We start from the raw sequence: 13,352 nt of genomic DNA, 5'->3' as shown, positions 1-13,352 counted from the left end.
GCAGGTTGCGGACAGGCGGTTACGCATGGGCGGACCGAACCCCGATCCGGCGCCAGCGTCCGCGCCGATCTGGCGTGGCGCTGTCTGGTGGCGCAAGGATGATCGCCAAGACGATGAAGCTCGCCATCGGCATCGCCAGTGGGGTCGATGAGAACAGCATCGCGATGATCGCGACCGTCGCTGCAAGCGCGTCGCGCCCCATCCGAGTGGCTTGGCGCAGAAAGAAGACAATCCAGCCAGATGCGAGAGCGAAACCGAACCAGCCGAGTTCATAGACATAAGAACCCCAGCCGCTTTTCAGGCGAACGCCGCCAAGGCCGTGACCAAAGGGGGAGCCGTTGATCAAGGTGTCGTAGGCCGCATCCAGATCGGATGCACGGCTGGTAATGCTAATGTCGTCCAGTTGCGCGTCGGGCGAAAGCAGGATTTCGATCAAGCGAGTGATTCGACGACTTCGCGGCAACTTGTCGAGCACGTATTGCGGATCGACTGTGGTCATGACGACCACGACCAGGATCACGATAATGGCAACCAGAAGGACGTGGTTATGGGCCCGCACTCCCAACCACGCGAGGGCGAGAATCACGAAATAGACGAGGCCAACGGCCGACTGAGCCACCACCAGCACGGTAAGAAGGGCGATCCCGGCGCTCACGTAGCTCTGCTTCACCACGAAATAGGCGGCGAACAGAAACAGGACGGAGGCATAGGCGCTCGGCTCGCCGGAGAAGGACATCCACCCCCGATCGGCCGAGGTGCTCGTTCGCAGTGTCAACTGCACAATGGCAGAATGGGTCACGAGTTGCAGGGCGCCGAACCCGACCCAGATGTAGAAGCTGCGCCGGATGACAGTTTCTAGCATCGGCGCGCTTTCGGGTTTCGACAAGACGGATCGTGTAAAAAACAGGACGAGCGGCGGTGTCAGATAGGCCGGCCAGCCGCGGAAACTCTGCATTTCTGGATTGGCAATCGTATAGGATAGGAGAAGGCACAGGATGCCGACAAAGACCACAAGCTCGTTGAGCCGCACCGAGAGTAACAAGGGGCTGCAGATGATGATCGCGATCAGGAAATTCGGCTGCACATCGGTGGGCAGCGGGAGCACGCGAATGTAGGGAAAAAGAATTGTGAGGATCACGATCACCGTCGCCACCTGCCGCACCGGCATGCGCTTCACGCCCGTTCGCCGTCCACGTGCACGCCCGAGCGGGGCGTACCTTCCCGTCACAGGTTCGAGGTGGCCAAAGGGGCCGCTGTCCTCTGATGGATGTGACGTCGACGGGCCGGTCATCGGAACGGGGAATAGCCGAGGTCGGATTCGAGCGAGGCCAACCCGGAGCCATAGGGCCCGGGTAGCGCGAGGATTTCGTCGCGCTGCGCGAGGGGAATGACCCGATCGGCGACGTCTGCGCCGATGTTCCACAGCGCGGTTGATTCGAAAGCGCCCAGCCGCAGCTCGGCATCGAAGCCCCAAATAAGGAATTCAGCCGGCAGGACGTCGAGGCTTTCCGGCAGCTTCCGCAGTGCCGGCAAGTCGCCATCGGACTTGCCGCGCTTGGGAAACTGCTGCGGATCGAAATGATGCCCCTTGAGATAGACCTCATAGGGCGTGCCAGCCATCGCCAAGTGCAAGCGGTGCAACTGCTCGTCGAGCGGGATCAGCGGATATACCAGCAGGATCACCGAGACCCGACCGGGTGCGAAGGGATGTTCGAGTCTGGAGACGCGCTCGTGGATCAGCGTACGTTCGAGCGGCAGGTGGACCCGCCCTGACAAAGGCAGGAAAGCGTAATAACTGAACGTCCGCAAGGCTGGTCCAGAATAGAGCCAAGCGTATTTCAGCCGTTCGGCGCGGGTCTGCCGCCGGGTGCGCAGGTAGTCACCGGCACCATGATCGACGACATGAAGCCTGGGCACCCGGGCAAGGCGGAAGGCGCTGGTCGTGCTGCAGACTATTTCCGTGACGCCGGTGTGGCGGCAGATCGAGTCGATCTCTGCGGCGATGCGCCGGTAGGTGACTACCTTTCCAAGACGTTTGCGCCCGGCGGAAAACAGGTTCTTCGTGTCCATATTGCGGATCGGGAGATCGTGGCCGATATTTAGCACTCGCAGGGCTTGGCTGATGCCACGGTCGAGCTTTTCACTCGCGCCGCGTTCGATCCAAATCTCGTCTACCTGCGCGCGCAAGGGGGTGAACAGGATCGAGATTGAGGACGGATTGTTGAGGACGAGGACGGTCTTAGTCATTGGCTTCACCGCCGATCGTCTTGATCTGGCGTGCTGGCACCCCGGCCCAAACGGTGAAGGACGGCACGTCGCGGGTGACCACGCTGCCGGCCGCGATAACCGCGTGACGGCCGATTCGCACCCCGGAGAGCACTGTCACGTTGGCCCCAATCCATGCGTCTTCCTCGACGACGATATCGCGGGCTGGGTAGTGGCCCTGATCGATGATTGGCACCTCCGGGTCGTCGAAACGATGGTTCGCGACGTAGAAATGTACATTGCCCCCAACCAGCGTACCGTTTCCGATGCTGATGTGAGCATTCTCGGCCATGAGAGTCGTGTTCGGGCGCAGCACTACGCGTTCGCCAAGCGAGATCCGGTCAGTTGCGACCAGATAGACATGGGGGCGGATCTCCGCCCCCTTGCCGAAATGGGCAAGCCGGCGGCGTGCCAGTCGCGACCCCAGTGTAGGGAAATATAGCGTCCAGTGGGTCAGTGGCATGTCCGGTCCTATCCGAGGTGCGGTGGCCCAGAAGCGAAGCCGTTTAATCAGCGCGAACATCTTCTAGATACCTTCGCGAGGTACGAGACCGTCTGCATCGTCATTTCCATCGCGCCTTACCAGATGCCCCAGCCGCCGTCGACCCGAAGCACCTGCCCGGTGACATAGGCTGCAGCGTCGCCAGCGAGATAGGCCGCGGCGCCGCGGAAATCGTTCTCCGAGGCCATCCGCCGCATCGGTGTGCGCGCGACATATCTTTCGACGAAGCACCCGGGTTGGTCACGCGCCACACCGCCGGGCGAGATAGCGTTGACCCGCACCTCCGGTGCAACGGTAGCGGCAAGCCAGCGGGTGAACTGGAACAAACCGCCTTTGGAGGCACCGTAGGCGGCTGGATTGCCCATCGAGGTGCCCTCATAAAGGCTCCAGTCGGGGCCAAGTTCGCCGTAGATCGAGCCAATATTGATGATCGAGCCGCGCGCTTTGGCCCGCAACAACGGCAGTAAACCCTGCGACAGGTGGAAGGCCGCAGTTAGGTTGACTTCGAAGGCGCGCCGCCAAGTGTCGAGACTCTGCTGTTCGAAGGGCACCACCCATCCGCCAAGCCCGGAAGTGCCCACGAATGCGGCGTTGTTCACTAGGACATCAAGTCCATGTTCGTCGCCAGTGACTTCGGCGATCATCTCGGCCCGCTCGGTCTCGTCCTCAAGGTTGCAGGCATGGGTGGTCACGGCCACACCGAAATCGGTGCGAAGCCGCTCCGCGAGCGCATCGAGCCGGCCAAGGTCGAGATCAACGAGCACCACCGCCGCGCCCAGCTCAGCCAGGGTTTCGGCCATCGCTGTGGCGATATGGCCTGTGCCGCCGGTGATCAGCGCGCGCCGACCGACGAGCGACATCATGCTGGCAAGGTGGTTCATCCGTGCTCCAGTCTTTTCTTCATCAGCAGTTCCGCAACTTCGAAATCAAGCTGCGTGTCGATGTCGGCGGTGCGCTCGACCGGCACCACCGCCGCCGAGACGCGTCCGGAAAACAAGTCGTCGTGCTGCATGACATAGCCAGAGCGCGCGACATAGGCGACGGTCGTTATGTCAAAGACCTCGGGGGCGTCTTGGCGGCGCGCGATGCGCCGGCCGCGACCATCGTCGTTTACTAGGCTGAAACCGCCCTCGGGGCGGCGTTTTACCATATTAAACCAGGGGCTGCGATGCGCCGGGGCCACGCTCAGCACCACGTCGGCACCGCTGCGCGCGTATTCGTCGAGGCAGGCGTCGATGTCCTCGGGCAGGCGCAGGGGCGAGGTTGCCGGCACCGAGATGAAAGTCTCGGGCATCGTTCCCTCTGTTTGGCGGAGAAATTCGAGCGCATGGCGCCAGGCCAGTATCTCAGGCGTCAGGTCGCCAGCCAGCGTCTCGGGGCGCATGAAGGGCACCTCGGCCCCATGGGTCCGGGCGGCCTCGGCAATTTCCGCGCTGTCGGTCGAGACGATCACCCGGCCGATCCGTTCCACCGCAAGCGCCTGTTCCACCGCCCAGCCGATCAGCGGCTTGCCCGCGAAGGGGCGAATATTTTTGCCCGGCAGCCCTTTCGAACCGCCGCGGGCGAAGATGAATGCTGTCAGAGTCATGGTCGCACCTGCGCCTTGATCTCGGGCACCTGTGCGCGCCCGTCGGTGGCGTGCGAATGGCGCACCGCTTCAACGATCTCCATCACTGCGGCCCCGTCAGTGCCGGGCACCACCACTGGGGAACCGGTGGCGATACTGGCGAGGAAGGCGTCAAGTTGGGCGACATAGGTGGCATCGCGCTCCGGCTTGCGGTCGAAAAGCAGAACCTCGGCCGCGCCGGGCCGCGCCAGTCGAAGCTGCGAGGAAACGCCGTCCCAAGTTAGCGTTCCGGTCTCTCCGATCGCGGTGCAGCGGCGCAGCGTGTCGCGGCGGATGAAATCGAGGGTCACCACCGCGACTGGCGCGGCCCCGTCGGAACGGTCGGGCAGCGGACTCGCGAATTCGAGCAGCATGTGGACAGTGTCCTCGACATCGATTCCGAGCCCGCCTTGCTGGCCCAGCCAGCCGCGGAGCCGGGTGACCTCCCCGAAGATCCAGCGCAGGTAGTCGATCTCGTGGCTGAGCTCCAGCAGCGCGCCGCCGCCAAGCTCGGACCGGGCGGAAACCCCGGCGCGGAAATCGGTGCCTGGACGCCAGTCGGGGAGATACTGCCCCACCTCCGCGCGCACCGAGCCCACTCGCCCGATCTCGCCGCCGAGCACGGCGGCGCGAAACGTTGCGAGGCTTTCGAGGAAACGCAGATTGTAGCCGACTTGCAAGACGACCCCAGTCGCCTGCGCCTCGGCTGCAAGAGCCCGGGCGTCTGCGGCGCTTGCCGCCATCGGCTTTTCCACAAGGATATGCGTTCCGGCTCGCACCAAGGCGATTGCTGGCGCTGCATGGTAGGGTGCAGGAGTGGCGATCACCGCGACCTGCGGGGCGAAGTCGAGCGCTTCTTCGAGCTCGGTTGTACAGAAGTCCGCTCCCACCACGGACTCGCTGCAACCGGAATGGCGCAGGACCATGATCTGCGCTTCCGGCAGCCGGGCACGGACCAACCGCAGGTGTCGCCGCCCTATGCTGCCGAGCCCAGCAACAAGCACACGGTGAATTTTAGTCAAGGTCTTTCCCCGAAACTGGGCCGAAGACGTCGTCGAACTCGTCGCGCGCCCGGTGCAGGTCCTCCATCCTGCCGATGTCCATCCAGTATTCCTGGATTGGAAAGACCGATGCTGTGTCACCGTTGGCGATCATCCGTTCGAATAGGGTCGGCATGTCGAGGAAGACGTCGATTTCAACGTAATCGAGCGCATCGGGCGACAGCACATAGATCCCTGCATTGACGAAATGCGAATAGGTTGGCTTCTCGACGATACGTCGGAGCGCGGTGTCCTCGACCTCGATCACGCCATAGGGGACCTGCATTTGAAAATCACGGGCGCACATCGTCCCGGTCGCCCCAGTCTCCTGATGGAACCGGACCAGCGCATCGAACGGGATCGCCGTCAGCAGATCGCTGTTCATCACGATGAAGGGTTCGGACGGGCGTTCGCTCAGCAGCGATAGGGCCCCGGCGGTGCCCATCCTCTTGGTTTCCTCGACATAGTCAATGCGCGCGTTGAACCGGCTTCCATTTCCAAAGTAGTCGCGAATCATCTCTCCTCTGTAGTTGAGCGAGATGGTGAATTCGTGAAAGCCCTGATCGGTGAAATTGCGCAAGATCAGCTCGAGGATCGGCTTTCCGCCGATACACAGCATCGGTTTGGGGACGGTCTCGGTCAGCGGCCGTAATCGGGTGCCTAGCCCGCCCGCCATCAGGATCACGCGGGTGCTGCGGCGCGGGATCCCTAGGGCTTCTTCCTGAAGGGCAAGATCGATCAAGTGACCTTCGCTGTCTAGGATTGGCACCTGGTGCAACCCACGCGCCTGCATCAGTTCGAGCGCTGCTTTGTGCCCTTCCGCCTCAGTGACAGCCGTGAAACCAGTGTGCATGACCTCAGTGACCGGCGCGTCCAGATCGATCCCGCGCAGCAGTCCGCGACGAATGTCGCCGTCGGTGATGGTGGCACGCAATCGGCCTTCGGCATCGGAGACTAGAGCGATCTGGCGCGCGCCACGGTCAATCGTCTCCATTGCGTCGCGGATGGTCGCAGTGTCCGAAAGGATAAGCGGTTTAAGTTTTGCGGGAACTTCAGTCATGTTTCCGATCTTTCCGTATGAGACGCGCCGGGTTACCGGCGACCACGGTGCCGGGGGCCACGCTTCGTGTAACCACCGCGCCCATTCCGACCGTGGCTCCGGTGCCGATCACCACCGGCGCCCCGGGCTCGCCCTGACGGATGAGGGCGCCGCCACCGATATAGGCGCCGTCTTCTACGATCACATTGCCGGCGCAAACGACATTGGGCCCGAAGGTGACGAAATCGCCGACCACGCAATCATGCGCGAGGTAGGACGAAATGTTGAGATGGAAGCTGATACCGACCTGAGTATTCGACGTGATCGAACTATGCCCGCACAGGATCGCTCCCGGGCCAAGAGTGACTACGGACTGCACCTCGGCACTTTCGGCCCGAACTTCGAGAGGTTCGGCGCCGCTATCGACGGCGCACAGATGTAGCCGTTTGCGGATCGCGGTGTCGGCGATGGCGATGACGAAGCCCCGCGCCCGCGAATCAGCAAGAAAATCCGCCTCGGCGATGACTGGAACGCCGTTTACTGGCGATTTGGGCAGTGGGGAGACGAACACCAGCTCATCTTCCGGGCTTACATGGTCCAGCTGCCGCTGCACTATCGGCAGGACCTCCCGCCCGAATCCGGCAGTGCCGAAGATCCCGATCAGTCGGCCCATGCCATCGCGCTCCAGTCGAGCGCCGTATCTTCCGCCAGCGCGATGCGGCTGCGGCGGCCGATGCAATCCCACAACGCCATGGCGGGGATCGGTCCGCCAGCGCGTTTTGATGTGAGGTCATCGAGGGTGAGGATCCGACCAGCCGGGATATCGCGCGCTGCGACGACACATTTGCGCACGATCGGACGGTTGCGGATCTCTGCCGGACCGGGCCGCTTGATACCATCGCCTAGCCCGGCCTCAATGGCGCGGATGTCACGCACCAGGGCGGCAAGCTCGCCGGGCTCGACCGACGCAGCGTGATCCGGCCCCGTCATCGTCCGGTCGAGGGTGAAGTGCTTTTCGATCACTCTAGCACCTCGCGCCACGGCGGCAATACTCATAGCGTTGCCTTGAGTATGATCGGAATAGCCCACCGGTAGGCCGAAGGCTTGGCGCATGGTGTCGATCGCGCGCAGGTTCGTGTCCTCGACTGCGGCGGGATATTCGGTGGTGCAGTGTAAAAGCGTCACCCGCGCGCGCAGCGCCGACCAAGCGGCGGGGTCGAGCAGTGCCTCGGAGAAATCCGTCCGCCCCTTGGGCGTGCCCGTGCGAAGAAGGCCGAAGGCGACGACGCCAAGCGCCTCTTCGACCTCTGAGAGGCTGCCCATTCCGGTAGACAGCATGAGCTGCATGCCGCTTCGCGCAGCGGCGAGCAGGATCGGGCCGTTGTTCAGCTCGCCCGAGCCGAGCTTGAGGGTCTTCAGTCCAAGCTCGCCCGCTAAGAAGGCGAGGCTTTCGAGGTCGAAGGCGGTCGACAAGAAGGCAATGCCGCGCGCGGCGCAGCGTTCAATCAGCGCGCGGTGAGCCTCGGGCGACAGTTCGAGCCGACGCAGCATCTCAAGCTGGGTTTCTGCCGCATCCGTGGTGACCTTCTGATAGTCCGCCTTCGCCGCAGTCCCGCAGGCGAGCCGGGCACCCTTAAAGGTCTGGAACTTGACATAGTCCGCCCCGGCCTCGGCGGCCCGGTCGACCAGCTCGAGTGCGAGGCCGAGTTTGCCGTTATGGTTCACGCCGGCCTCGGCGACGATGATCGTGCGTGTCGTGTCGGTCATTTCGACAGATCCAAAAAAGTTTTCCGGATAAGGGTTGCGGGCGCATCGATCGCCGCAAGCACCGCGAGGATGCGCGCCGCCGCGGCGCCATCGCCGAACGGGCTGGCGACCCCCTCGCAATCGAGCGCAAGAGCTGCGGAGATGGCCGCCTCGATGGCATCGGCGCGCGGAGGACAATCGATAACGGATGCCGCACGTGGCCGGCGCGCCTGACGGTCGCCGATATTCACCGTCGGCACGCAGAAACTGGGCGCCTCCATGATCCCGCTCGAGGAATTGCCGATCACGAGGTCGCAATGGGCTAGGGCGGAAAAATAGCGCTGCGAACCCAGCGAGGCGTGAAATACAGCGTTGTCAAGTTTGTCGACGTGGGCCCGAACGAGGGCGTCGATCTCTCGGGCGCCCGGGTCGGCGTTGGAGCCGGTGAAGATAAGCCCCACGTCGGGGAATGCACCGAGCGCGTCGAGCATGGCCCGGGCCTGGGAGATGGAATCGTAAGACAGTGTGGCCGGATGGAAGGTCACGACGAAATTGCGCTCCCGCGGCGCAAGGCCGACCGAGGCGAAGAAGGCCTCACGCGGCATCGGCGTGAGCGAAAGGATCCGGTCAATCCCGGTAGAACCGACATCATGCACCCGTGCCGGATCTTCGCCCATCTGCACGATCCGCGCGGCACTCTCGGCATTGGTCGGAAAATGCAGCGCTGCGAGCTTGGTGATGGCATGGCGGATCGCGTCATCGATCGCCCCTTCGGTGACGTCGCCGCCGCAAAGATGCGCGATCGGCACCCGCGCCACCACCGCTGCCTGCACCGCGGCGAGAATCTCGTAGCGGTCGCCCAGGACGAGGAGCAGATCGGGGTTGCTGTCGGCCAACACCTCGCCCAGCCCCGCGACTGCGGCCGCCATACCGTGCGCTAGGGCCGGCGGACGGTCGTCGGTGCAGAGCCCCATGTCGATTAGGTGATCCGCCCGGTGACCGTCGGCGGTGATCGCAGCAAGCGAACCGCTTCCGGCCATCAGATGCTGGCCGGTGGCCGCGATTTCAAGCGTAAACCGGTCGTCGTCGCGCAACGCGTCGAGTACGGGCACGAGCAGGCCCCAGTCCGCCCGGGTGCTGGTGAGCGCCAGGACTTTCATGCCCGATCCGCAAGCATCGCTGACGAGGGCAGGTTGATGATCCGCCGCTCGAGGTCTTCGGCGACGGGCAGCGGCGCGCGGGGGGCATGGGTGTGGAACGATAGCCGGTGCATCAACGTCCACACCGGTCGGGCCATGTACCCTGCCGCATTGAGACCATCGAGCAGCGTGTCTCGAGCCGTTTCGCCGATGTCCGGCGCAAGCACCAGCGTATTGAGCCAGTAGTTGCTTTCCGCGCCTTCGGGTTCGGCGAAGAGCGTCCCACCGTCGAAACCAGAAAATCCGTCGAAATAGCGCCGCGCTAGCCGGCGCTTCTTCTCGACGCGCCCGCTGAGTTGAGCCATTTGCGCCACGCCAAGCGCGGCATTGAGATTGGGCAGGCGGTAATTGTAGCCTGGCTCGTCATGCACGAAGGCCCAAGGGTGCGCGATCTTGGCCGTGGTCGACAGATGCTTGGCGCGCCGCGCGAGCGCTTCGTCGTCGGTCACGATTGCGCCGCCGCCGCCGGTGGTGACGATCTTGTTGCCGTTGAAGCTGACCGCCGCGACCCTGCCGAAGCTGCCGCAGGCACGCCCTTTGTAGCGGCTGCCGAGAGACTCGGCAGCATCTTCGACGATCGTAAGACCGAATTCACTGGCCACGCCGGTGAGCCCGTCGAGATCGGCCGGGTGGCCAAAGACATGCATCGGAACCACGCAGGAGATCCGCCGCCCGGTCTCGCGGTTGTAGAGCCCGTCGGGGCGGGCTTGGCTGATCCGGCGCAGATGCGCGCCAAGTGCCACCGGGTCGAGCCCCAACGTGTCGAGTGCGCTATCGACGAAATGCGGGATCGCGCCGAGGTGATGGGCCGCGTTGGCTGTGGCGACGAAGGTGAGCGCCGGCATTATAACCTCGTCGCCAGCTTGCACGCCTGCCAGCTTCATTCCTAGTTCAAGCGCGGCGGTGCCGTTGACCACTGCGACACCATAGGCGGTGCCGCAAGCGGCCGCCACATCGCGTTCGAATTGATCGACATAGGCGCCGACCGAAGAGACCCAACCAGTATCGATGCAATTAGCCACCAGCGCGCGTTCCTCGCCGAGGAACTCGGGGACATGGAGAGGGATGAAACCATCGGAGGGACCCAGCACTGATCGGAGTCGTTCGAGCGCCTCTTCGAGCAGGGCGGTATTTTTCAAAGTCTCATCCATGGCCCGGCCTCAGACGTTGTATTGGCCGGTCTTGTAGGCGGCCAGGTTAGTCGGGGCCTGAAACCACTCGGCAGTCTTGGCGATGCCTTTGGCGAACCCGTCGCGCCCGCCGTGCTCCGGCGCCCAGTCGAATAGGCGGCGCGCCTTGTCGACCCCGGCGTATAGACGTTCCACCTCGCTGTCTGCGGGGCGCATGCGTTCCTGATCGGACACGATCTCGATCTCAACGCCCATGACCTCGGCGATCAGCGCGACGGTGTCCTTGATGGAAATCTCGAAGTCCGACCCGATGTTTGTGGCCTCGCCGACGCATGCGTCACATTCCATCGCCTTGATGAAGCCCTGCGCGGTGTCATGAACGAAAGTGAAGTCGCGCGTCGGACTCAGCGCGCCAAGCTTGATGCGGCGCTCGCCCGCGGCAATCTGGCTGATGATCGTCGGGATCACCGCGCGAGCGGACTGGCGCGGGCCGTAGGTGTTGAACGGGCGCAGCACCGCCACTGGCGTGCCAAAGCTTTTTTGGAAAGATAGCGCCAACTGGTCGGCAGCTACCTTGGTTGCGGCATACGGCGACTGCGCGTTGACCGGGTGCTCCTCGGTGATCGGCACGAATTGCGCCGTGCCGTAGGTCTCCGAGGTCGAGGTCGAGATCACTCGCTGCGTCCCCAGCCGTCGCGCCGCTTGCAGCACGTTCAGCGTGCCGGTGACGTTAGTCGCGACGTAGCTGTCCGGCGAATGGTAGCTGAAGGGGATCGCGATCAGCGCCGCGAGATGCAGCACCGCGTCGCAGCCTTCCATGGCGTTGGCCACGCCATGCGGGTCGCGAATGTCGCCCGCGACGACCTCGAAGTTGCCCTTCACGTCCTCGGCGGGACGGTCTAGCCAGCCCCACGAATTCAGCGAGTTGTACATCACGAAGGCGCGGGTGTCGTAGCCCGCGCGCACCAGCGCCTCGGTTAAATGGGAGCCGATGAAACCGTCAGCGCCGGTCACAAGCACTTTTCCAAATGACTTGGACATCAAATTTCACTCTCTAGCTAGTTATATTCGGTGCGTGTTTTCAGTTGTGCCTTAAGCAAGCGATACTGTTTGCTGCTGGAAGTTGTCCGTAGGCGAACCCGCCTTTTACGGAGAGCGCAATAAATAGCTGCGCAAATTCGAGATCCTATGGACATGCGCTCTGTTGACCCTTTTCACTTTTCTTTGTCCTCGGACCTGAGCGCCTCAATCTCCGCCTTAAGCGCCTCAAATTCCACCATCTTCCTCGACAGAAACCGCTGCGTAATCGCCGCCTTCTCCGCCACCCCCTTCGGCGTCAACAGGTAGGCGTAACGTCTCTTGTCTTCTGCGGCCTTGAAGTTTCCGAGCTTCACGAAGCCCTTTTCCACCAGAGCTTTCAACACGTAGTTCGCACTTCCCGTGCTCACGCCGACCGCCTCTGCCAGCTCGCGTTGCGACAGTTCCGGATTTTCCTCGAGAAGGCGCAGGACACGAAAACGGACATCTTCCTGGATCTTGTCGCGCTGGCCTGGCATCAGAAGGCCGCATTCTTGCAGGCTACCGCAGCAGCGCTGACTCGGGTCAGCCTGACAGGAGAGGCGTTCGCAGGTAGGTGTCGAAGATCCGACATCGTTCAAAGATGAGCGATAGCAGAATGCTGCACTCGCTAAAAGGGTGTTTATGCAAATCGCCTCATCCGGCAATGGAGTTCACGGCCGTGTGATCGCGGGTTTCTCGGAGGTGGCGAGATTATGCGCAGTCGGAGCTTCCGGAGTTCTCGGTCCGCTCTGACTGCCTCGTGTCTTCCGTCGCGACGGATTGTGATGCTGCCGTGCCCTAGACCCTGCGGGTTGCACGAGAAACGCATCAAGACCCCGTCTGGCGCGCCCGAATGGAGTGGGTGAGGGGGCGGTGCAAATCCTCGAGCGTTTCCCCGGCGCAGGGGCGCTCGAAAGCACGGGCCAATCGCGTCACGTGCTTGACCTCGTCGACGTCGAAAAGCTCTGCGCAGTGAGTGGCGGTTCGCGCGGCGATCATCTCGGAGAAGGGCCACCTGGCCGAAGGCTTCCGGCAGAAAACGACCGACGTCGTTCACTTCGCGGCGAAGGAGCGCCCAACATGAGCGAAATCGCCGGGCGGATGCGTGCGACGCGCCTTGCGATCGCAGTATTCCCAAGCCGCAGCGATTTCCGCGCTGGTGTAGGCGAGGCTGAGCGCGAGGGGCGTCACATCCCGGCATCGGCCGGGGTCGGCGAGGTTGGAAATGTCGAGCAGCAATTTCTACTTAGCTTGATCTATGATCTCAGTTTAGCCAAGGCGCGCGAAAACGAGCCTGTAAAAGCGCTCGAAAACCTCCCGGCTTCGCAAAATTATGTCGATACCTCCGTGTTGAGCGCTGGAAGGCGGTTCCAGAGGCTGAGAATAACGTTCCGTCGGAGATGGTCTGTTGTGAGCTTTCGGCCTCGAGTCAATAGGGCGCAAGAGCAACGAAGTGAGCTGTTCGAGCGTTTCGTGATTATTCGATCGGTGTTTCTGATTAAGTGCGGTTGGGGATACATGGGGTGTCCAGTCAACCTGGCCGTTTGCCGTATCGACTGAAGATCGAGCGTTGCGCCGACCGATCGGCACGCGAGGATACGGAGTATCCGGCTTGCGGTCAGAGCTGTCTCGGCGCGTGGTGGTGGGGGGGGGAATTAGGCGCGATCCGGTTTTGCACCTTCCGGTCCACAAATCTTCCCTTCGAGAGACCTCTGAACTGTTCGGTATGCTTTCGTTGTCGATCCCCCTTGCGAGGGGACAAAGCA

The 13,352-nt window shown here is 62.8% G+C and carries 14 protein-coding genes; 1 reads left to right on the top strand and 13 read right to left on the bottom strand.

All coding sequences use genetic code 11. The features are described 5' to 3' along the window. Positions 1-19: 19 nt before the first annotated feature. The 13 genes from BMG00_RS13060 to BMG00_RS13000 form a co-directional block, all read right to left on the bottom strand. The gene (locus BMG00_RS13060; protein WP_146642639.1) at positions 20-1,177 is read right to left on the bottom strand and encodes a hypothetical protein; all 1,158 of its coding nucleotides are present in this window, start codon (positions 1,175-1,177) and stop codon (positions 20-22) included. 110 nt (positions 1,178-1,287) lie between these two features. Then, positions 1,288-2,247, bottom strand: a complete 960-nt coding sequence (locus tag BMG00_RS13055; protein WP_078574651.1) for a hypothetical protein — start codon at positions 2,245-2,247, stop codon at positions 1,288-1,290. Beyond that, on the bottom strand, positions 2,240-2,728 hold the full coding sequence (locus tag BMG00_RS13050) for an acyltransferase (protein WP_158521729.1): 489 nt from the start codon (positions 2,726-2,728) through the stop codon (positions 2,240-2,242). The genes BMG00_RS13055 and BMG00_RS13050 overlap by 8 nt, the downstream gene beginning before the upstream one ends. Positions 2,729-2,844: 116 nt before the next feature. Then, positions 2,845-3,648: an SDR family oxidoreductase gene (locus BMG00_RS13045; protein ID WP_078574649.1), complete on the bottom strand. Its 804-nt coding sequence runs from the start codon at positions 3,646-3,648 to the stop codon at positions 2,845-2,847. Next, on the bottom strand, positions 3,645-4,355 hold the full coding sequence (locus BMG00_RS13040) for an acylneuraminate cytidylyltransferase family protein (protein ID WP_078574648.1): 711 nt from the start codon (positions 4,353-4,355) through the stop codon (positions 3,645-3,647). Before BMG00_RS13040 ends, BMG00_RS13045 begins: the two co-directional genes overlap by 4 nt. After that, on the bottom strand, positions 4,352-5,377 hold the full coding sequence (locus BMG00_RS13035) for a Gfo/Idh/MocA family protein (protein ID WP_245795048.1): 1,026 nt from the start codon (positions 5,375-5,377) through the stop codon (positions 4,352-4,354). The genes BMG00_RS13040 and BMG00_RS13035 overlap by 4 nt, the downstream gene beginning before the upstream one ends. A gap of 10 nt (positions 5,378-5,387) precedes the next feature. Next, a complete protein-coding gene (locus BMG00_RS13030; RefSeq protein WP_078574646.1) occupies positions 5,388-6,473 on the bottom strand; it encodes a nucleotidyltransferase family protein in 1,086 nt (361 codons plus the stop codon). After that, complete coding sequence (locus BMG00_RS13025) at positions 6,466-7,125, bottom strand: acetyltransferase (protein WP_078574645.1); 660 nt, start codon at positions 7,123-7,125, stop codon at positions 6,466-6,468. The genes BMG00_RS13030 and BMG00_RS13025 overlap by 8 nt, the downstream gene beginning before the upstream one ends. Next, complete coding sequence (neuB, locus tag BMG00_RS13020) at positions 7,113-8,219, bottom strand: N-acetylneuraminate synthase (protein WP_078574644.1); 1,107 nt, start codon at positions 8,217-8,219, stop codon at positions 7,113-7,115. Before neuB ends, BMG00_RS13025 begins: the two co-directional genes overlap by 13 nt. Continuing rightward, positions 8,216-9,358 (bottom strand): UDP-N-acetylglucosamine 2-epimerase, encoded by a 1,143-nt coding sequence (gene neuC / locus BMG00_RS13015; protein WP_078574643.1) that lies wholly within the window; start codon positions 9,356-9,358, stop codon positions 8,216-8,218. The genes neuB and neuC overlap by 4 nt, the downstream gene beginning before the upstream one ends. Beyond that, positions 9,355-10,548, bottom strand: a complete 1,194-nt coding sequence (locus BMG00_RS13010) for a LegC family aminotransferase (protein ID WP_078574642.1) — start codon at positions 10,546-10,548, stop codon at positions 9,355-9,357. Before BMG00_RS13010 ends, neuC begins: the two co-directional genes overlap by 4 nt. 9 nt (positions 10,549-10,557) lie before the next feature. Then, positions 10,558-11,541, bottom strand: coding sequence for an NAD-dependent 4,6-dehydratase LegB (locus tag BMG00_RS13005; RefSeq protein ID WP_245795033.1), 984 nt, complete (start codon positions 11,539-11,541; stop codon positions 10,558-10,560). Positions 11,542-11,741: 200 nt separating this feature from the next. Beyond that, the gene (locus BMG00_RS13000; protein ID WP_078574640.1) at positions 11,742-12,083 is read right to left on the bottom strand and encodes a MarR family EPS-associated transcriptional regulator; all 342 of its coding nucleotides are present in this window, start codon (positions 12,081-12,083) and stop codon (positions 11,742-11,744) included. Between the two features lie 583 nt (positions 12,084-12,666). Between BMG00_RS13000 and BMG00_RS12995 the strand changes: the two genes are divergently transcribed. Then, complete coding sequence (locus BMG00_RS12995) at positions 12,667-13,146, top strand: hypothetical protein (RefSeq protein ID WP_078574639.1); 480 nt, start codon at positions 12,667-12,669, stop codon at positions 13,144-13,146. Positions 13,147-13,352 lie beyond the last annotated feature (206 nt).

The organism is Thioclava marina (assembly GCF_002020135.1).
Lineage (GTDB): Bacteria > Pseudomonadota > Alphaproteobacteria > Rhodobacterales > Rhodobacteraceae > Thioclava > Thioclava marina.
This window is presented reverse-complemented; position numbering and strand designations above follow the sequence as displayed.